Source organism: Streptomyces sp. NPDC050617, from assembly GCF_040654795.1.
Taxonomy (GTDB): domain Bacteria; phylum Actinomycetota; class Actinomycetes; order Streptomycetales; family Streptomycetaceae; genus Streptomyces.
In genome coordinates this window covers 38,739-58,652 of sequence record NZ_JBFAIS010000026.1, presented here as the reverse complement: position 1 = coordinate 58,652, position 19,914 = coordinate 38,739, and the positions used below count along the sequence as shown (strand labels likewise).

17 protein-coding genes are annotated in these 19,914 nt (G+C 71.9%); 4 read left to right on the top strand and 13 right to left on the bottom strand.

The annotated features are described in order from the left end of the window. Positions 1-63: 63 nt before the first annotated feature. Positions 64-1,560 (bottom strand): hypothetical protein, encoded by a 1,497-nt coding sequence (locus AB0I49_RS28880; protein WP_363230048.1) that lies wholly within the window; start codon positions 1,558-1,560, stop codon positions 64-66. A gap of 439 nt (positions 1,561-1,999) precedes the next feature. On the opposite strand from AB0I49_RS28880, the gene AB0I49_RS28875 reads away from it, so the two are divergent. Further along, positions 2,000-2,695 (top strand): bifunctional DNA primase/polymerase, encoded by a 696-nt coding sequence (locus tag AB0I49_RS28875; RefSeq protein WP_363230047.1) that lies wholly within the window; start codon positions 2,000-2,002, stop codon positions 2,693-2,695. A 202-nt stretch (positions 2,696-2,897) separates the two neighbouring features. Here AB0I49_RS28875 and ftsY read toward each other — a convergent pair whose 3' ends face one another. After that, positions 2,898-4,124 carry a signal recognition particle-docking protein FtsY gene (ftsY, locus tag AB0I49_RS28870; protein WP_363230046.1) on the bottom strand — a complete coding sequence of 409 codons (1,227 nt, stop codon included), beginning with the start codon at positions 4,122-4,124 and terminating at the stop codon, positions 2,898-2,900. 407 nt (positions 4,125-4,531) lie between these two features. On the opposite strand from ftsY, the gene AB0I49_RS28865 reads away from it, so the two are divergent. Continuing rightward, the gene (locus AB0I49_RS28865) at positions 4,532-6,022 is read left to right on the top strand and encodes a cytosine permease (RefSeq protein WP_363230045.1); all 1,491 of its coding nucleotides are present in this window, start codon (positions 4,532-4,534) and stop codon (positions 6,020-6,022) included. A gap of 129 nt (positions 6,023-6,151) precedes the next feature. After that, entirely contained in the window at positions 6,152-7,141 is a 990-nt protein-coding gene (locus AB0I49_RS28860; RefSeq protein ID WP_363230044.1) for an LLM class flavin-dependent oxidoreductase, read from the top strand. Positions 7,142-7,217: 76 nt separating this feature from the next. Here AB0I49_RS28860 and AB0I49_RS28855 read toward each other — a convergent pair whose 3' ends face one another. The 4 genes from AB0I49_RS28855 to AB0I49_RS28840 all read right to left on the bottom strand — a co-directional run bounded on the left by AB0I49_RS28855 (position 7,218) and on the right by AB0I49_RS28840 (position 13,602). After that, positions 7,218-8,699, bottom strand: coding sequence for a sugar porter family MFS transporter (locus AB0I49_RS28855; RefSeq protein ID WP_363230043.1), 1,482 nt, complete (start codon positions 8,697-8,699; stop codon positions 7,218-7,220). Positions 8,700-8,891: 192 nt separating this feature from the next. After that, positions 8,892-12,488, bottom strand: coding sequence for a chromosome segregation protein SMC (gene smc, locus AB0I49_RS28850; RefSeq protein WP_363230042.1), 3,597 nt, complete (start codon positions 12,486-12,488; stop codon positions 8,892-8,894). A gap of 221 nt (positions 12,489-12,709) precedes the next feature. Further along, positions 12,710-12,916 carry a hypothetical protein gene (locus AB0I49_RS28845; protein ID WP_363230041.1) on the bottom strand — a complete coding sequence of 69 codons (207 nt, stop codon included), beginning with the start codon at positions 12,914-12,916 and terminating at the stop codon, positions 12,710-12,712. 404 nt (positions 12,917-13,320) lie between these two features. Next, positions 13,321-13,602, bottom strand: a complete 282-nt coding sequence (locus AB0I49_RS28840) for an acylphosphatase (RefSeq protein ID WP_363230040.1) — start codon at positions 13,600-13,602, stop codon at positions 13,321-13,323. A 149-nt stretch (positions 13,603-13,751) separates the two neighbouring features. Here AB0I49_RS28840 and AB0I49_RS28835 point away from each other — a divergent pair, with 149 nt between their 5' ends. Continuing rightward, complete coding sequence (locus AB0I49_RS28835) at positions 13,752-14,726, top strand: CAP domain-containing protein (protein WP_363230039.1); 975 nt, start codon at positions 13,752-13,754, stop codon at positions 14,724-14,726. A 52-nt stretch (positions 14,727-14,778) separates the two neighbouring features. Here the strand turns inward: AB0I49_RS28835 and mutM are convergent, their stop codons facing one another. The 7 genes from mutM to rsmD form a co-directional block, all read right to left on the bottom strand. Continuing rightward, positions 14,779-15,660, bottom strand: coding sequence for a bifunctional DNA-formamidopyrimidine glycosylase/DNA-(apurinic or apyrimidinic site) lyase (gene mutM / locus AB0I49_RS28830; protein ID WP_363230038.1), 882 nt, complete (start codon positions 15,658-15,660; stop codon positions 14,779-14,781). A gap of 112 nt (positions 15,661-15,772) precedes the next feature. Continuing rightward, positions 15,773-16,615: a ribonuclease III gene (gene rnc / locus AB0I49_RS28825; RefSeq protein ID WP_363230037.1), complete on the bottom strand. Its 843-nt coding sequence runs from the start codon at positions 16,613-16,615 to the stop codon at positions 15,773-15,775. 19 nt (positions 16,616-16,634) lie between these two features. After that, on the bottom strand, positions 16,635-16,808 hold the full coding sequence (rpmF, locus tag AB0I49_RS28820; protein WP_009714764.1) for a 50S ribosomal protein L32: 174 nt from the start codon (positions 16,806-16,808) through the stop codon (positions 16,635-16,637). Positions 16,809-16,810: 2 nt separating this feature from the next. Next, complete coding sequence (locus tag AB0I49_RS28815) at positions 16,811-17,404, bottom strand: YceD family protein (RefSeq protein WP_363230036.1); 594 nt, start codon at positions 17,402-17,404, stop codon at positions 16,811-16,813. Between the two features lie 195 nt (positions 17,405-17,599). Next, entirely contained in the window at positions 17,600-18,718 is a 1,119-nt protein-coding gene (locus tag AB0I49_RS28810) for an ATP synthase F0 subunit B (RefSeq protein WP_363230102.1), read from the bottom strand. Positions 18,719-18,817: 99 nt separating this feature from the next. After that, positions 18,818-19,327 (bottom strand): pantetheine-phosphate adenylyltransferase, encoded by a 510-nt coding sequence (gene coaD / locus AB0I49_RS28805; RefSeq protein ID WP_363230035.1) that lies wholly within the window; start codon positions 19,325-19,327, stop codon positions 18,818-18,820. Then, entirely contained in the window at positions 19,324-19,908 is a 585-nt protein-coding gene (gene rsmD / locus AB0I49_RS28800; protein ID WP_363230034.1) for a 16S rRNA (guanine(966)-N(2))-methyltransferase RsmD, read from the bottom strand. The genes coaD and rsmD overlap by 4 nt, the downstream gene beginning before the upstream one ends. Between the last annotated feature and the right edge of the window lie 6 nt (positions 19,909-19,914).

Sequence of the window (19,914 nt, the reverse complement as noted above, 5' to 3'; positions counted from 1 at the left end):
CAGACACCAGGGCCGGGGGCGCCCTCTCCCCTGCGTCAGATCCCCCGCGTCAGGTCACTCGCGTCAGATCGCCTGCGCCGCGTCCGTGGCGTCCGGCAGCTCGACGGCGAGCTTCTCGGTGAGGTCGACGACCGCGGCGACCTCACCGAAGTCGCGGACCGCCGTGTCGATGGTCTTGCGGAGCCGGTTGTTCACCCGCTCCGAGCGCACCCGCTTGGCGATCTTCAGCGCCTTGCCCGCGAGTTGGGCGGACTGCTCCGGTTCGCGCTGCATCAGATGGACCGTCGACATTCCGATGAGGTTGAGCGCGTACGACCGCTGGTGCTCGGCGTCCTTTCCGAAGAGCTCGACGGCGCGTTCCATCTTCGGGAACGCCAGGTGCGCGTAGGTGGGGCTGCGGCCCGCCACATAGGCGAGGTCGCGGAAGGAGTGGGCGCTCTCCGCGTTCAGCTCGGCCTCGGAGAAGAAGCGGATCCAGTCGGGGTCGCCCTCGTCCGGCGTGCAGTCCCCGAAGGCGTCCTCTGCCATGTTCACGGCGCGCTTGCACTTCGCGGGCTGCCCGGCGTTGGCGTACGCGCGGGCCTCCATCGCGTACAGCATCGCGGTCGTACGGGAGGTGGCCTGCTCCCGGGAGCCGTACTGCGCGAGGTGGATCAGCTCCAACGCGTCGTCCGGGCGGCCCAGATGGATCATCTGGCGGCTCATGCTGGAGAGCACGTACGAGCCCAGGGGGCGGTCGCCCGCCTCCTTCGCGGCGTGCAGCGCGAGGACGAAGTACTTCTGCGCCGTGGGCTGGAGCCCTATGTCGTAGCTCATCCAGCCGGCCAGCTCCGCCAGCTCGGCGGCGACCTTGAACAGCCGCTGGGACGTCTCCTTGGGCTGCGACTCCTGCAACAGGTCGGTGACTTCGTGCAGTTGGCCGACGACGGCTTTGCGCCGCAGTCCGCCGCCGCACTGGGCGTCCCACTGGCGGAACATCATCGTCGTGGACTCCAGCAGCTCCAGCTCCGGCTGGGAGAGCCGGGAAGCGCGCCGGGAGCGGTCGGAGGAGTCCGCCGCCGCGACGGCGCGCGCGGCGTCGTGACCGGCGGGGCCGGGGACCAGCCAGCGCTGCATCGGCTCGATGAGGGCGGGCCCGGCGGCGAGCGCCAGCGACGTGCCGAGGAAGCCGCGCCGCGCGAGCATCAGGTCGCTGCGCGAGAACTCACTGATCAGGGAGACGGTCTGCGGGCCCGCCCAGGGCAGGTCCACACCGGAGACCGACGGCGACTGGTGCGCGGCGCGCAGGCCGAGGTCCTCGATGCCCACGACGCAGCCGAACCGCTCGGAGAACAGCTCGGAGAGGATCTTCGGGATCGGCTCGCGCGGCTGCTCGCCGTCGAGCCAGCGGCGCACCCGCGAGGTGTCCGTACTGATGTGATGGGCGCCCAACTGACGGGCCCCCCTGTTGACTTGGCGGGCTAGTTCACCCTTGGACCAGCCGCTGCGCAGGAACCATGAACCCAACTGCTCGTTGGGGCGCTTGTCAGCGCTGCCACTCCCGCTGCCGTTGCCGCCCACTGGAAGGCCCCCATTCCGACTGTGCTGTGCGCGAACCGCCAACAGAATGCCGCCTCCTGCGACTTCCTGTCCGGTGATGCACCGACTCGACTGAATGTAAACAGCCGTTCCGACGAGGCGTCATGCCTCCGGCATACCCGCGTGGGCACCTCCGGGGTTCATGCACCGAAAGTAATCCTACGATCACGGACACCGCGAGGCCGTTCCGGCAATCGCCACCATTCGCCACCCCACCGAATGGACCCCCGCGCCACTCCGCGCGATTGACTTGGCCCGGGAAGATCAGGAGCTGGCGCAGTGAGGCGCACGGGAGCGCGGCCGTCACTTCGCACTACCGGCCGCACCGCCTCACGCCCCCCACGAACGGGTGTCGGCAACCGTGCGTGTTCGCAAGACTCCGGGTCGTAACCATCACTGAAGACGACCCGTTGGAGGGAGCATGGGCTTCACGATCGGCGGTATCCGGGACATGCGTTCCGGTACCCGGCGGCGCGCACGCGCGACCGGGTGTGCCATGACAGCGATGACAGTGGCGGAGTACACCGGCCTGTGGGGATGGGACGTGGCGCCCGGCGCCCGCGCCTCGCGCCACGGATCCGATGGCCGTACGGACTGCTCCTGCGGCGTCGCCGACTGCCCCTCCCCCGGCGCCCACCCGCTGCACTTCGCCCCGCGGGTCGCGGCGGGGGCCACCCTCGACGAGGCGACCGCCGCCTGGGCCGAGGTCCCCGGCGCGGCGGTGCTGCTGCCGGTCGGCCGCGCCTTCGAGGTGCTGGAGGTGGCGGAGCCGGCCGGCCTGCACGCGCTGGTCCGGCTGGAGCGGATGGGGCTGCCGCTCGGCCCGGTCGCCGCCACCCCCCACGGACGCGCGCTGTTCTTCGTCGCCCCCGGCGCGGCGGCCGAACTCCCCGCGCTGCTCTACCGCATGGGCTGGGACGACGCCGGGCTCGACCTGCGCTGCCTGGGCCCCGGCGACCATGTCACCGCGCCGCCCTCCGACTTCGCCGGCCTCGGGCCGATGCGCTGGCTGCGCCCGCCGACGCTGGACACCGCGGGCTGCCCGCCCCAGGCCCGGCTCCTGGTGGGCACGCTGGCCTACGTCAGCCACCGCGCGGGGTCACGCTTCTGCGCCTGAAGCAGCGGCCGGAACCAGCGGTCGGATCCAGCCGCCTGAACCGGCCATCGGGACCGGCCGCTGGAACCGGCCGTCGGAATACGAGATCGGAATACGAGAAGGGCCCCGTCGCAGTTGTACGTGCGACGGGGCCCTTTCTTTTCCACTCTTCTCCGCATAACGCGGCGGTTCCGTATGTGCGGCGGCCGTCAGCCGCCGGCCGTCACTCGCCGATCAGCGCGTCGACGAAGGCCTCCGGCTCGAACGGCGCGAGGTCGTCCGCGCCCTCGCCGAGGCCGACCAGCTTCACCGGCACGCCCAGTTCGCGCTGGACCGCCACGACGATGCCGCCCTTGGCGGTGCCGTCCAGCTTGGTCAGCGCGATGCCGGTGATGTCCACGACCTCCGCGAACACCCGCGCCTGCACCAGGCCGTTCTGGCCGGTGGTGGCGTCGAGCACCAGCAGCACCTCGTCCACGGAGCCGTGCTTCTCCACGACCCGCTTGACCTTGCCCAGCTCGTCCATGAGCCCGGTCTTGGTGTGCAGCCGGCCGGCGGTGTCGATGAGGACGACGTCGGCGCTCTCGGCGATGCCCTCCTTCACCGCGTCGAAGGCGATCGACGCGGGGTCGCCGCCCTCGGGCCCGCGGACCGTACGGGCGCCGACGCGCTCGCCCCAGGTCTGGAGCTGGTCGGCGGCGGCGGCGCGGAACGTGTCGGCCGCGCCGAGCACGACGGACTTGCCGTCGGCGACGAGGACGCGCGCGAGCTTGCCGGTGGTGGTGGTCTTGCCGGTGCCGTTGACGCCGACGACCATGACGACGCCGGGCTTCTCCGCGCCGCTCTCGCTGACGCCGCTCTCGGTGTGGACCGTGCGGTCGAGGTCGGGGCCGACGAGGGTCAGCAGTTCCTCGCGCAGCAGGCCCCGCAGTTCCTGCGGGGTGCGGGTGCCGAGCACCTTCACGCGCTCGCGCAGCCGGTCGACGAGCTCCTGGGTGGGGGCGACGCCCACGTCGGCGACCAGCAGGGTCTCCTCGATCTCCTCCCAGGTGTCCTCGTCGAGGTGCTCGCGGGAGAGCAGCGTGAGCAGCCCCTTCCCCAGGGAGTTCTGCGAGCGGGAGAGCCGGGAGCGGAGCCGCACCAGGCGGCCCGCGGTGGGCTCGGGCACCTCGATAGCGGGCGCCGCGGGCTCCTCGGCGACGGGCGCCTCGGCAGCGGGGGCCGGGGCCTCGGCCGCCGGCAGGTCCACCTCCTCAATGGTCCGGCGCGGTTCCTCGCGCGCGGTATCGGCTTCCTCGCCGACCTGCGGCTCGGCGGGCGGCGTGGTGACGGACGGGCTGCTCGGCGGGGCCGGCGGCAGCTGCTTCTTTTTGCGGCTGCTGACCACGAGCCCGCTGATCGCGGCGAGCGCGACCACAGCGATGACTACAGCAAGGATGACGATGTCCATAACGGACCCAGTATCGGCCACGTACGGAGTTCTCGGCCGGGCCGCGCACGGGACGGCGCGTATCGACCGGCGCGAGGGGCCCCCGAGTCCGGATCGAGACCTGGCGGCCGGGCCGGCGCGCCCGGCCGCCGGGCGCGTGTCCGACGGCCGGATACGGTGCCACTCGTGGGAACCTCCAGTTCCGCTTAGCGGCGGCAGCTCGCCCATGGGCGCACGGCGATCCGGACCGTCAGGGGCATCCGTCCCGGTCTGTCCCGGCCTCCGGCTAGGCGGAGGACCAAAGCGGCCAACCGCCCAAAGTTGGAGCAAACTACGATGGTGTGGCACGATGCAACGCGCGTAGAGTCCCACCGTCCCCCCGCTGACCAGGCATCTCGCCACTGCATCCCATGCACGGAGTCCGAACCATGGACACAGCGTCCAACACGGCCTCAGCGGCCAACGCGTCCACCGCCGATTTCGAAGGCGCCATCGAGATCCGCGGCATCGAGCCCGTGCCGGACCATGAGCGCCACGGAAAGGTCCGCGAGCTCTTCCCGACATGGGTCGCCGCCAATATCAGCGTGCTGCTGCTCACCATGGGCGCGTCCCTGGTGGTCTTCAACAAGCTGAACTTCTGGCAGGTGCTGATCGTCGCCGTGTGCGCGGCCGTCGTGTCGTTCGGCATGGTGGGCGTGTTGTCGGTGTCCGGCAAATGGGGCGGCGCGCCGGGCGCGCTGCTCTCCCGCGCCGCCTTCGGCGTCCGCGGCAACTACTTCCCGGGCGCGATCCTGTGGGTGGCCCGCTTCGGCTGGGAGACCATCAACGCGGTCACCGGCGCGTACGCCGTGCTGACCGTCCTCGACCTGCTCTTCGGCGTCAAGAGCAACACCGCGCTGATCGTCGTCACCCTCGTCGCCTTCGTCGCCTGCACCTTCCTGGTGAGCGGCATGGGCCGCAAGGCGCTCAACGTCTGCAACAAGTGGTCGACGTACCTCTTCGGCGTCTTCAGCGTGCTGGTGCTGGTCTATCTGATCGCCAACATGGCCTGGAGCGAGGTCTTCTCCAAGCCCGCCGGGACCACGGCCATGATGATCGCGGGCGTCGGCACCATCGCCGCGGGCGGCATCAGCTGGGTGCCCACCGGCCCCGACTTCGCCCGCTACCTGCCGCACGCCGCCTCGGGCAAGAAGATCGTCGGCGTGACGGTCTCGGGCGCGGGCCTGGTCATGGCGCCGATGGTGCTGATGGGCGCCGTCATGGCGGTCGCCACCCCCGACCTCGCCTCGGCCCCGGACCCGGTCTCCTTCCTCGGCGACATCCTGCCGACCTGGATCGCGGTGCCGTATCTGATCACCGCGCTGGTGGGCATGCTGCTGATCAACAGCCTGTCGATGTACTCGGCCGGGTTCACGGCGCAGACCATGGGCGTCAAGCTGCCGCGCGCCATGGCCGTATCGATCAACGCGATCATCTCCCTGGTCGGCGGTCTGCTGCTGATGCTGGTGGCGAAGAGCTTCCTGGGCTCGTTCATCGCCTTCCTGACCCTGCTCGCGGTCTCCTTCTCCGCGTGGATCGGCGTCTACGCCGTCGACATGGCGCGCCGCCGGGGCCGCTCGCTGCGGTACGACCCGGACGCGCTGATGGACACCGGCCGCACCAGCCGCTACTGGTACCTGGGCGGCTTCTGCTGGCAGGCGATGACGGCGTGGTTCGTGGCGCTGGTCGCGGGCCTGTGCTTCACCAAGGTCGACTGGTTCACCGGGCCGCTGGCCGACACCTGGATCGGGCAGCACGGCCTCGGCTGGGCGACGACGATCGTGATCGCCGCGGTGCTCTCGCTGGCCCTGCCGAAGCCCCGCGAGGGGGCGGCGGAGACCGGTCAGGAGCCCGCGCCCCGCACGAAGGTCCCGGCCTGAGACCGGCCTGAGCCCGGCCTGAGCCATCGGGCCCGAGCCTGGGAACGGGCGCTCGCAGGCGCTCTGTTCAATTGATCAGCTCTCGGCTAGCGTCCCCTTCTGCCACCCACGGCGAAGGGGACGTCTGCCATGCCCACCACGGTCGTTCGGTTCAATCTCGTCGATCCCGCCGCCACTCCGCAGAGTCTGTCCGAGCGCTATCGCGCCGCCGTGGACATGGCCGTGTACGCCGACGAGCACGGCATCACCACCGTGCAGACGGAGGAGCACCACGGCACGGACAACGGCTGGATGCCCTCGCCGATCGCCTTCGCGGGCGCGGTGCTCGGCGCCACCCGCCGCATCGCCGTGACGCTCTGCGCGATCGTCACCCCGCTCTACGACCCGCTGCGGCTCGCCGAGGACCTGGCCGTCCTGGACCTGCTCAGCGGCGGCCGGCTGGTGACCGTCGCCGGGATCGGCTACCGCCCGGAGGAGTACGCCGCGCACGGCCGCGCCTGGGAGCACCGGGGCCGGCTCCAGGACGACGCGCTGGAGACGCTGCTCGCGGCGTGGACCGGCGAGCCCTTCACGTACCGGGGGCGGACGGTCCGGGTGACCCCGCGCCCGTACACGCAGCCGCATCCGCTGCTGCTCGTCGGCGGGGCCTCCAAGCCCGCGGCGCGGCGGGCGGCCCGGTTCGGGCTGCCGCTGTTCCCGAGCGCGCATCTGCCGGAGCTGGAGGCGTATTACAAGGACCGGTGCGCGGAGTACGGGACCGAGGGCTGGGTGCTGATGCCCGCCGCCGACACGCCGCTGCTGCACATCGCCGAGGACGTGGACCGGGCGTGGGCGGAGCACGGCGCGCATCTGCTGCACGAGGCCCGTACGTACGCGTCCTGGCAGTCGTCGGACATCCGCTCGGCGGTGCGGTCCGCCGCCGACGACGTCGAGGGGCTGCGCCGCGAGGGCGTCTACCGGATCGTCACCCCCGAGGAGTGCGCGGCCCTCGCGCGGGAGCGCGGCGACGACGGGTCGGGGCTGGTGCTGCACCCGCTGTGCGGCGGCATGCCGGTCGAGGAGGGGTGGCGGAGCCTGCGGCTGTTCGCCGAGCAGGTACTGCCGCGGCTGGCGGACTGAGGACAGGCGCTGCCCCGGCTCGGGAACCGAACCGGGGCAGCGACCGCATACGAGGAGACGGGCAAGGGCGGGGATATCAGCCCATCTCCTCCAACGCCTTGCCCTTGGTCTCCTTCACGAACTTGAGCACGAAGGGGATCGAGAGCAGGGCGAAGACCATGTAGATGAGGTACGTCGCCGAGAGGTTCCAGTCGGACAGGCTCGGGAAGCTCGCGGTGATGGCCCAGTTGGCGATCCACTGGGCGGAGGCGGCCACGCCCAGCGCGGCGGCGCGGATGCGGTTCGGGAACATCTCGCCGAGGAAGACCCAGACCACCACGCCCCAGGAGAGGGCGAAGAAGAGCACGAAGCAGTGGGCCGCGATGAGGGCGACGACGCCCTCGGTGTTGGGCAGGGTGCCGCCCGAGGTCTTGGCCGAGAAGGCCCACGCCTCCAGGGCGAGGGCGATCGCCATGCCCGCGGAGCCGATCAGCGCGAGCGGCCGGCGACCGATGCGGTCGACGAAGATCATCGCGATCACGGTGCCGATGATGTTGATGATCGACGTGGTGAAGGAGTAGAAGAACGAGGCGCTCGGGTCGATGCCCACCGACTGCCACAGCGTGGCCGAGTAGTAGAACGCGACATTGATGCCGACGAGTTGCTGGAAGACGGAGAGGCCGATGCCGATCCAGACGATGGGCAGGAAACCCGCCCGGCTGCCCAGCAGGTCCTTGAAGGTCGACTTGTGCTCGCTGCGCATCGCGTGCTGGATCTCGGCGACGCGCGTGTCGAGGTCGACGCCGCCGCCCTCGACGTCGGCGAGCACGGCCTTGGCCTTGTCGATCTTGTTGACGGAGATCAGGAAGCGCGGCGACTCGGGGATGGCGAAGGACAGCAGCCCGTACAGGACGGCCGGGACCACCATCACGCCCAGCATGACCTGCCATGCCTCCAGGCCGATGAGCTTGCCGCGCTGGTCGCCGTCGGCGAGGTTGAGGATGCCCCAGTTGACCAGCTGCGAGACCGCGATGCCGACGACGATGGCGGCCTGCTGGAAGGAGCCGAGGCGGCCGCGGTAGGCGGGCGGCGAGACCTCGGCGATGTAGGCGGGGCCGATGACCGAGGCCATGCCGATCGCGATGCCGCCGAGCACCCGCCAGAACGCCAGGTCCAGCAGGGCGAAGGGGAGCGCCGAGCCGATAGCGCTGACGGTGAAGAGCACCGCGGAGATCTGCATCACGCGGATCCGGCCGATGCGGTCCGCGATCCGGCCGGCGGTGGCGGCGCCGATCGCGCAGCCGATCAGCGCGATGGCGATGACCTGGGCGAGCGCGCCGGAGCCGATGTCGTACTTGCCGCGAATGCCCTCGACGGCGCCGTTGATCACGGAGCTGTCGTAACCGAAGAGGAAGCCGCCCATCGCCGCTGCCGCGGTGATGAAGATGACATGGCCGAGATGGTCCGGCTGGGCCCCGCGGCCCTCCGGAACCTGCGCCTTCGCGGTGCTGGTCAACGTGAACTCCTGTGGCCCGGCCGCGTTGCCGGGCGTAGGGGGCTGGACCTTCCAGTGGGGCATAACTTCCCGGAAGCCACCACTTGAAGGTATAAGCGACGTTGCAGAGCCTATGTCTTCAAGTTTCGAAGTCAATAGATCGTGACCAAGAAGTTCCCCCGAGCTTTCTCCGTTGCAACGTTCAAGGCTTGAAGGCTTGTAGAAGAACTGCCGCCGGAACTGTCACCAGGGCCGCCGACGGGGCCCGGCCGGCGGTCAGTGCAGCCGCTGGCTGATCACCTTGGACACGCCGTCGCCCTGCATGGACACCCCGTACAGCGCGTCCGCGACCTCCATCGTCCGCTTCTGGTGCGTGATCACGATCAGCTGGGAGCTCTCCTGGAGCTCCGCCATGATCCCGATCAGCCGCTGCAGATTGGTGTCGTCGAGGGCCGCCTCGACCTCGTCCATCACGTAGAACGGGCTCGGCCGCGCCTTGAAGATCGACACCAGCAGCGCCACGGCCGTCAGCGACCGCTCGCCGCCGGACAGCAGCGACAGCCGCTTGACCTTCTTGCCCGGCGGGCGTGCCTCCACGTCCACACCGGTGCTGAGCATGTCGTCGGGGTCGGTCAGCACCAGCCTCCCCTCGCCGCCTGGGAACAGCCGCCCGAAGACGCCCTCGAACTCCCGCGCCGTGTCGCGGTACGCCTCGGTGAAGACCTGCTCGACGCGCACATCGACCTCCTTGATCACTTGAAGGAGGTCCGTCCGGGTCTTCTTCAAGTCTTCAAGCTGCTCGCTCAGGAACTTGTGCCGCTCCTCCAGGGCCGCGAACTCCTCCAGAGCGAGCGGATTCACCTTGCCCAGCTGCTGATACGCCCGTTCGGCGGCCTTCAGCCGCTTCTCCTGCTCGGCCCGCACATAGGGCACCGGCTGGTTGCGCGGGTGCTCCGGGTCCTGCGGCAGCTCCTCGCCCTCGGCCGCCGGGGAGGGCGGTACGGGCTGGTCGGGCCCGTACTCGCCGACCAGCGCCGCCGGTTCGACGCCCAGCTCCTCCAGCGCCTTCGCCTCCAGCTGCTCGATGCGCAGCCGCTTCTCCGCGCCCAGCACCTCGCCGCGGTGCACCGAGTCCGTCAGCTTGTCCAGCTCGGACGAGAGCTCGCGCCCCCGGTTGCGCTCGGCGATCAGCTCCTGCTCGTGCCCGGCCTTCGCCTGCTCGGCGGCGCGCCGCTCCTCGTCGGCCCGTACGAGCGACACCTCCACGTGCGCCAGCAGTTGGCGGGCGCCGGCCGCGACGGCCGCCGCCACCGCCGCCTCGTGCCGCAGCCGCGCCCGGCGCTGCTCCGCGCGCGCCCGCGCCTCACGCTCGGCGCGCGCTCCCCGGTCCAGCGCGTCCGCCCGCCCCGCGAGCCCCTTCACGCGCTCCTCATGCGTACGGACCTGAAGCCGCGCCTCCATCTCGGTCTGACGGGCGTTGGCCCCGTCGGCGGCGAGCCGGTCCCGTACGGACGTGTCGGGCTCCTCCGCGCCGCCGTCCCCGGACGCGGCGGCCTCCTCCGCCACGGCGAGCCGCTCGGCCAGCTCCTCGGCCTCGGCCATCGCCCCGGCGAGCGACTCCTCGGCCTTCGCCGCGGACGCCGCCAGCCGCTCGGCCTCCGCCGCGGCCGCCCGCGCCTGTCCACCAAGCCGCCCGAGCGCCTGCGCGACGTGCGACTTCTCCCGGTCAGCGGCGCTGCGCCGGGCGCTCAGCTCCTCGGCGCGCGCCGCCCAACGCGCCCGCCGCTCGCCCGCCTCCCGCTCCGCGGCGGCGAGCTCCTCGCACCGTACGGCCAGCTCCGCGAGGTGCCCGGCGGCCTCGTCCACCGACGCCTGTACCTCCAGCAGACTCGGCGCACCGGCCGAACCGCCCTGCGCGAAGTGCGCCGACAGCACATCGCCGTCCCCGGTCACGGCCGTCAGCTCGGGGCGCGCCGCGATCAGCTTCTCGGCGTCGTCGAGCGAGCCGACCACGACGACGTCCCGCAACAGCCGCCGCACGGCGGGCAGCAGACTGCCGGGCGCCTCGACGAGCCGCGCGGCGGGCACCGGGCCGGCGCCGTCAACGGCAGCCGCCATCCCCTCGCCCCCGGCCTCCTCGTCCGCGCCCTCCGGCGGCGCGCCCACCACCAGCGCGGCGCGCCCCGCGTCCTGCTCCCGCAGCAGGCGCAGCGCGTCGGCGGCGGTGTCCGGGCCGTGTACGGCGAGGGCGTCGGCGGCGGCGCCCAGGGCGGCGGCGACGGGGATCTCGAAGCCGGGGGCGACCGTCAGCAGTTCGGCGGCGGGGCCGAGGAGGCCGGTCAGGCGGTCCCCGGCGGCGAGGAGCGCGCCCGTGCCGTCCTTGCGGCGCAGGCCCAGCGCCAGCGCCTCGTGCCGCGCGGCGGTCGCGGCGCGGTCGCGCTCGGCCGCCACCGCCGCCCCGCGCGCCTCGTTCAGCGCGGCCTCGGCGTCCGCCAGCTCGCGCTTGGCGCGCTCGTGCTCGTCGGCGAGCTCCGCGTCGCCCGCCTCCAGCCCGCCGACCTCGGCGGCCCGCTGCTCGTACTCCTCCTCGGCCGCCGCGGCCCGCTCCCGCGCCTCGTCGCGCGCGGCGACCATCCGGTCGATCTCGGCGCGCGCCGAACCGGCCCGGCCGTGGGCCGCGTTGACCTGGCCGTGCAGCCGGGCGAGCCCCTCGCGGCGGTCGGCGATGGCGCGCGCGACGTCGCGCAGCCGCCGTTCCTCCTGCGCCAGCCGGCTCTCCAGTTCGGCGCGGTGCTCCATCGTGTCGTCCAGGGCCCGGCTCGCCGCCTCCAGCGCGGCCTCCAGCTCGGCCTCGGTCTCGCGGATCCGGGCCGCCTCGCGCTCCATGTCCTCGGGGTCGCGGCCGTGCCGCTCCTCGGCGGGGGCGGCGGTCGCGCTCTTGACGCGGGCGTCGGCCAACCCGATCGTCCCGCGTACGCGCTCGGCGAGCTGCGACAGCTCGTGCCAGGTCTGCTGGGCCCGCTGGAGCCGCGGCGTGAGCGTACGCACCCGCTCCTCCAGCTCCGCCTCACGCTGGAGCGCCGCCTTCAGCGCGGCGTCGGCGGCGTCCTTGCGCGCCTTGAGCGCCGCCTCGTCCTCGATCTCGGCGCGCAGCCCCTCGCGCAAGGTCACGAGGTCGTCCGCGAGCAGCCGCAGCCTGGTGTCGCGCAGATCGGCCTGGATGACGGCCGCCCGGCGTGCGACGGCGGCCTGGCGTCCGAGCGGTTTGAGCTGTCTGCGCAACTCATCGGTCAGATCCTGTACGCGCGAGAGATTGGCCTGCATCGCGTCGAGTTTCCGCAGCGCCTTCTCCTTGCGCTTGCGGTGCTTGAGAACTCCGGACGCCTCCTCGATGAAGGCGCGCCGCCCCATCGGATCGGCGTGCAGAACGGAGTCCAACTGCCCCTGGCCGACGATGACGTGCATTTCGCGGCCGATACCGGAGTCGAAGAGCAGTTCCTGGATGTCGAGCAGCCGGCACGTATCGCCATTGAGCTGGTATTCGCTGCCCCCATTGCGGAACATGATCCGCGTGATGGTGACTTCCGTGTAGTCGATGGGCAGTGCGCCGTCGGAGTTGTCGATGGTCAGCGACACCTCGGCGCGGCCGAGCGGCGGCCGGCCGGTGGTTCCGGCGAAGATGACGTCTTCCATCTTGCCGCCGCGCAGCGACTTGGCCCCTTGTTCGCCCATGACCCAGGAAAGGGCGTCCACGACATTGGACTTGCCGGAGCCGTTGGGACCTACGACGCACGTGATACCCGGCTCGAAGCGGAGCGTCGTAGCCGAGGCGAAGGATTTGAAACCTCGGAGGGTCAGGGACTTGAGATGCACGCCGTGGGACTCTACCGCCCGGCCCCGCCTGGGCCCGGTCCCGGCGCGGGCGCGGGGCGCCCCGCTTCTTTTTCGGTTTCGCCGGTTATGGTGCAGGGCACATCTGACGGTGAGGAGGCGGTGGGGAGCGGCCGGAAAAACGAAGGGACGCCGAAGCGTCCCTTGCGGATTCTCAAGCGGCCGACATTGCAGCCCGGCCTACCCTGGGGTGAGGGTTGAGGTCAGGCCAGCGCAGGCTCCGCCTGCGGTACGTCGATGCTGTCGAGCAGCGAGTCGCCGTGGTGCGCGGCGGCGTACAGCGCGTCGTTCTCGGCCTGAATCCGGATGAGCTCGGATTCGAGGTCCTGGACACGCTGCTGAAGCCGTCGCATCTCGGAGAGAATTCGGGGGTCGGAGCCGCCGACGTAACCGAGAAGCGCCTTTGCCATGATGGATGGTCCTCCACACTGAGTGACCGACCGAAGCGGTGTGGGTCGTGAGGGATTCGCACCCGCGGTGTCTGCCATCACTACTGTGTTCAATGCCAAACAGCTAAGGTGCGCGGGGCTTCCAGCGTCTCACCAAAAAGTTTGACGGTCAACACGATCACGCCCCGTATCAAGGGGCAACCCAGGGGCGCGCGGCGGCTCAATGCGCGGCGCTTCCTCTTCCCGGGCCCGCAGGGGGCGTAGAGATCATCCGTCGAGGGGCAGCCTTGCACGGGCGGGCGCACTTGGCAACCATCAGGTCATTTCTGCCCTTCGCATATGCCCGAGACGCTCGGGCAACGCCCGCGGACCGCACTCCCCGGCCCCCCGCGCGCCCCCTCGATCCGGTACGCGCGCCCGCGCGCTCAGCGGATCTCGAACCCCTCGTATCCGCCACGCGGTGTGTCCCAGATCTCCGTCACACCGTCGACCCGTCCGGGCGTGTCCCCGGTGCGCAGCCAGTCGAGCAATTGATCGCACCCCGCCCGCGGGCCCTCCGCGACCACCTGCACCCGGCCGTCGGAGAGATTCGAGGCGAATCCGGTGAGCTCCCCGATACGGAGCGCGTTGGCGCGGGTGAACCACCGGAACCCCACCTCTTGCACATGGCCGCGGACCCAGGCCGTCAGACGGACATTCTCGTTCATGTCCGCACGCTAACCGGCCAATTGCCCGCGGAGCACGCCGGCCCCGATGACCATGGCGTACAGTCGCCGCTCGATACGACTACTCACCCGTACGAGTGACGCATGTCGATGCCTGGCAACGCGCAGGGCACGTAAGGAAGGCAGTACACATGGGCCGCCATGGACGCACCTCGCCACCCGCCTCGACGGCTCCCTCCTCCACCCCCGAACCGGCCGCCGGGCGACACCGCGAGGGCCGCCGGGGCCGGGGCGGAGCCAGGACTCCGGTGCGGACCGGGCTGCTGGGCGCCTCCGCCGCGATGGCGATCGGCGCGGTCGCCGTCACCTCCGGCCTGCTGCCGGGCGGCGAGAACTTCGGCTTCGGCGGGCACGACGGCCCGAGCGGCGACGTCCGCGCGGACGGCTCCCCGGACGGCGGCTCCGTGGCGTCCAAGGGGTCCGGGTCGGCGGCCCCGGCCGACCGCGGCCCGACGCCCGCGAGCCGCGGCGGGGAGCGCGCGCACGCGCCGTCCCTGACGCCGTCGCCGGCGCCCGCCTCGCCGTCCGCCAAGCCCTCCCCCGCGCGGACCGGGCAGTCCGGGGAGAGCGGGGAGAGCGCAGAGAAGGCCGGCAAGGGAGCGGGGACCGACCCGCGCTCGGGCCACGGGACGACGGACCGCGCCGCGGCCCCGCCCCGTACCGGCGACGCCGCGCCCGCCCCGGCCTCGCCCCGGCAGAGCGCGGGCGCGCCCGCCGCCACCGGCCGCGTCGCGGCGGCCCGGAGCCAGGTCCTCGCCCTGGTCAATCAGGAGCGCGCCAAGGTCGGCTGCAGCCCGGTCGCCGCGAGCGGGCAGCTCGACGCGCTCGCCGGGGCCTTCAGCGAGGACATGGCCGAGCGCGGCTTCTTCGCCCACACCGACCCGGACGGCAAGAGCCCCTGGGACCGGGCCAAGAAGCGCGGCATCGGGAACCTGGGCGGCGAGAACATCGCGCGCGGCCAGGCGGACGCGAAAGCCGTCATGGACACCTGGATGCACAGCCCCGGCCACAAGGCGAACATCCTCAACTGCGACTACAAGAAGCTGGGCGTCGGCGTGCACTTCGGCCCCGGCGGCCCCTGGTGGACCCAGGACTTCGGCTTCTGAAGTCCGCCGAGGGCCTCGGCGGCCTCAGCGGCCTCTACATGACGGGCCCGGATCAGCGCCCGGTGGCCACCGGGCGCGGCGGGCGCTGGCAGCGCGGGCAGAAGTAGCTGGAGCGGTTCATCCAGGGGCGCCGGCGCATGGCGGTGCCGCAGCGGCGACAGGGCTCGTCCTCGCGCCCGTACGCGTCCAGGGAGCGGTCGAAGTACCCCGATTCGCCGTTCACATTGACGTAAAGGCTGTCGAAGCTGGTGCCGCCCACCGCGAGGGCAGCGTTCATCACCTCGCGCACGTGGCCGAGGAGTTCGGCGCTGCGGGGGCGGGTGAGGGTCGCGGTGGGGCGCTCGTAGTGCAGCCGCGAACGCCACAGCGCCTCGTCGGCGTAGATGTTGCCCACGCCGCTGATCAGCGACTGGTCGAGCAGGGCGCGCTTCACGGTCGTACGGCGGCGGCGCAGCGCGGCGTGGAAGGCGGCCTCGTCGAAGGCGGGGTCCAGCGGGTCGCGGGCGATGTGCGCGATGACGTCCGGGAGCCCGTCCGGGTCGCCGGGGACGGTGTCGTGCAGGGAGAGCCCGCCGAAGGTGCGCTGGTCGACGAAGCGCAGCTCGGTGCCGTCCGCGTCGGCGAAGCGGATGCGGACACGCAGATGCTTCTCGTCGGCGGCGTCGTGCGGCTGGACGAGGAGCTGGCCGCTCATGCCGAGGTGCGCGAGCACGGAGAGCGCGTCGGCGCTCTCCATCGGCAGCCAGAGGTACTTGCCGCGGCGGCGCGGCTCGCCGATGCGGTGGCCGGTCAGCCGGGCGGCGAAGTCGGCGGGGCCGGCGACGTGGCGGCGGATGGCGCGCGGGTGCAGCACCTCGACGGAGCCGACGGTACGGCCGCGGACCCATCGGTCCAGCCCGCGCCGGACGACCTCGACCTCGGGCAGCTCGGGCACGCTCTCTCCTGGGTAAAAGAACTGCGGAATGGGGCGGGATGCGGCTCCGCCCACCCCTCCCCCTGCGGGGACGGGTGGGCGGTTCGGCCTTCGCGCTGCGGGCGCGGAGGGGTCAGGCGGGCCTGCTGCCCTCGGCGGCCGACGGTGCGCTGTCGGCGGACGCACCGTCCGTCGCGTCCGCGGTGGATCCCTTGGCGGCCTCCGCGGCACGGGCCTCGGCCGCCTCCTGGATCGCGCGCCAGGCGGCCTCTGCCGCCTGCTGCTCCGCTTCCTTCTTGCTGCGGCCGGTGCCGGTGCCGTACGTGACACCACCGACGCGGGCAGCAGCCGTGAAGACCTTCTCGTGGTCGGGGCCGGTCTCGGAGACGAGGTACTCGGGGACGCCGAGCCCTTCCGTCGCCGTGAGCTCCTGGAGGCTGGTCTTCCAGTCCAGGCCGGCGCCGAGGTTCGAGGAGCGGGCGATCAACGGGTCGAAGAGCCGGTGCACCAGCTCGCCGGCGGCGTCGAGGCCCTGGTCGAGATAGACCGCGCCGATGACGGCCTCAAGGGTGTCGGCGAGGATCGACGCCTTGTCCCTGCCGCCCGTTCCTTCTTCACCGCGGCCGAGCCGGATGAAGGCGCCGAGGTCGAGGCCACGGCTGACCTCGGCGAGCGCTCGCGAGTTGACCACCGCGGCCCGCAGCTTGGCCAGCTGGCCCTCTGGGAGGTCGGGGTGGATGCGGTACAGCGTGTCGGTGACCACCAGCCCGAGCACCGAATCCCCGAGGAATTCGAGCCGTTCGTTGGTGGGCAGCCCGCCGTTCTCGTACGCGAAGGAGCGGTGCGTCAGCGCACGCACCAGAAGGGCGGACTCAAGGTGATACCCGAGCCGCCCTTCCAGAAGCGTGTGGGACGAGGCTGTGTCCGCCGACGTCTTTTTCGAGGAGGTGTTCCTCGACGAATCAGCGTCTGACATGGAGCCTGTCACCCGCCGTTCAGACCTCGAGGACCTGGCGGCGGTTGTAGGTGCCGCAGCTCGGGCACGCGATGTGCTGCTGCTTCGGCTCGTGGCAGCGCTCGCACGCCACCAGGGTGGGGACCGCAGCCTTCCACTGCGACCGGCGGTGGCGCGTGTTGCTGCGCGACATCTTCCGCTTCGGAACAGCCACGGCTACTTCTCCTGAGGTTCATCCCCGCTGGCGCGGGGGGCGTTGTCCTTCTCGCCGTCCTGGATGGTCCCGGCGAGTCCCTGCAAAGCCGCCCAACGGATGTCGACGGCCTCATGGTGGTGGTCCGGGTCGTCCGCCAGCCGCGCCCCGCACTCGGAGCACAGGCCGGGGCAGTCTTCCCGGCACACCGGCTGCAGCGGCAGTGCGAGCACCACCGCGTCACGCAGCACGGGTTCGAGGTCGAACATGTCGTCCTCGATGAAGAGGGTGTCCTCATCTTCCTCGGCGTCGTCGCCGGTGTCCGCGGTGCGGCTCCGGACGTCGGCGTCGGGGTAGGAGAACATCTCCTGGAAGTCCGCGTCGAGCTCTCGCTCCAGCGGCTCCAGACACCTTACGCACTCCCCTGTGAGCGGCGCACGGGCGGTGCCTGTGACAAGCACCCCTTCCATGACCGACTCCAGCCGGAGGTCCAGCTCCACGGTCGCGCCCTTCGCCACACCGATGACCTCGATACCGAGGTCGGCGGGGGCGGCGACGGTGCGGGAGACCCGCTTCAGCGCACCGGGACGCCGACCCAGCTCGCGTGTGTCGAACACGAGAGGGGCACGGTGGTCGAGGTGGGCGTTCAGGGCTTCCTGCTTTCTACGCTGCGGTGACGGCCGCCCGGTGCGGATGTGCTGGGGCAGCCGTGATCGCGGACGTACACGCGACCGAAGAGCCAGGATACTGGACCTGTCGCTGTACACCCAATCCGCTCCCCGAGGGGCCCGGACGGCGCGGCGGAGGCGGGATCAGCGGCCCTGCTCGTACGCGCGCAGCTGATCGAGGTTGATCATGCTCGTGTCGAAGAGGCTGGTCTCGTCCAGCGCCGCGGCCTGCTGCTGGCCCTCATGGGGCTGGTGCTGCTGGTGCTGGAGGTGCGGATCGGCGACGTACCCGGCGTTCGGGTCGTACGCCTGCTGCCCCTGCCAGCCGTAGGCGTCCTGCGGATAGCCGCCCTGGGCCGCGTACGGGTCCTGCTGCGCGTACTGCTGCTGATAGCCGTACGGGTCCTGCTGCTGGTACCCCGCGGTCGCCCCGTAGTAATCGGGCTGGGCCTGGGCGTGGTCCTGGTGCTGGACCTCCTGGACCTGCGGCTGCGCGGGCTGGGCCGGGGCCGCCGGGGCGCCGGCCTGCTCCTGGGGCAGGGCGAGCCCGGCGAGGAAGTCCGCGTCGCTGGTGTGCACCGAGCCGTAGCCGTCCTGGGCGTCCGCGAGCGCGCCCAGCTCGTCCGTGGGGCGCACGCCGAGCAGCTTCTGCCGGCCGCGCCCGACGGCCTCCAGGGTCTTGGCGAGCACCGCCGAGACCGCGCCCAGCTTGGTGTCCACGTATTCGTCCGCGCGATTGCGCAGGGTCTGCGGGTCGGCGCTGCGCTCGGGGCCCTCGTCGAACTCGCCGTCCCCGCCGGCGAAGCCGTCGGCGCCCCCGTCGCGGCCCAGCAGCTTGTCCCGGCCCCGGTCGACGGAGCCGATGGTCTTGGTGAGGACGACCTCGAAGTTGGCGAGCTTGCTGTCGACGTAGTCGTCGGCCTCGGCGCGGATCTCCTCGGCCTCCCGGCGGGCCTCCGAGAGGATGCGGTCGGCCTCCTCCTGGGACTGCCGGGCGACCTCGGTGTCGGAGATCAGCGAGCCGCGCTGGGCGTGCGCGGACTCGATGATCCGCTCGGCCTCCTGGCGGGCGTCCTCGACCATCTGCTCCCGGCCGCCGATCAGCTCCTGCGCCTGGGCGAGCGAGCCGGGCAGCGCGGCCCGCACCTCCTCCAGCTGGGCGAGCAGCTCGGCCCGGTTGATCACGCACGAGGCGGACATGGGCATGGACCGGGCGCCGCCGACGGTCGCGACGATGTCGTCGAGCTTCTTCTGCACGTCCACCTGGGTGCTCGCCACTTTCTACGGCCGAAGGGTCGGGACGGGACCGACTGTACGGCCAGTGGGCCCCCGCCCGACACCTGCTGACGCGCCGTCAGCCCGTCAGCGCTTCGCGAGCCGTTCGGCGAGGGCCTCCAGGACCAGCGGCGGCACCAGGTGCGCGACGTCGCCGCCCCAGGCCGCGACCTCCTTCACCAGGCTGGAGGAGAGGAAGCTGTAGGTGGGGTTGGTGGGGACGAAGAGCGTCTCCACACCCGACAGCCCGTTGTTCATCTGGGCCATCTGGAGCTCGTAGTCGAAGTCGCTGACGGCCCGCAGCCCCTTGACGATGGCGGGGATGTCGCGCTCCTTGCAGAAGTCGACGAGCAGCCCGTGGAAGGACTCCACCTGCACATTGCCGTACTCGGCGGTGACCTGGCGGAGCAGGTCGATCCGCTCGTCGACGGTGAACAGCCCCTTCTTGGACTGGTTGATCATCACAGCGACATGGACGACGTCGTAGAGCCTGGAAGCGCGGGCGATGATGTCGAGGTGTCCATTGGTGACGGGGTCGAAGGACCCCGGACAGACTGCGCGGCGCAAGAGTGGTTCCTCGCTCTCCGATCCGGTCATGACGCGGCTGTGCGACATGAGGCGGCGCGACCGTACCAAAGCGTCCCCTCGCCGTAACGACGGGCCCTGAGCCCCTCGAACTCGTCCGGCCAGCGGAATTCGCCGCCTCTGGTGCTGCGCTCCACGGTGACGAGCGCCTCACCCGCGAGCCAGCCCTGCGCCAGGAGTGTGAGGAGTATCTCCCGCAGCTCGTCGTCCCCCACCGCGTACGGCGGATCGAGGAAGACGACGTCGTACGGGCCGCCGGGCGGGGGCGCGGCGGCGACCTGCTCGGCCCGGCCGGCGCGGACCTCGGCGCCGGGCAGGCCGAGGGCGCGGACGTTCTCCCGGATGGTACGGGCCGCGCGGGCGTCGGCCTCGACGAGCAGGACGTGGTCCGCGCCGCGGGACAGCGCCTCCAGACCGACCGCGCCGGAGCCGCCGTACAGGTCCAGGACCCGCGCCCCGGCCAGCGGCCCGTCCAGCGACTCCCAGGTGGAGAAGAGGCCCTCGCGCGCCCGGTCGGAGGTGGGGCGGGTGCCGCCGCCGGGCGGCACCGCGAGGCGCCGCCCTCCGGCCGCACCGGCGATAACGCGGGTCATGGTGGT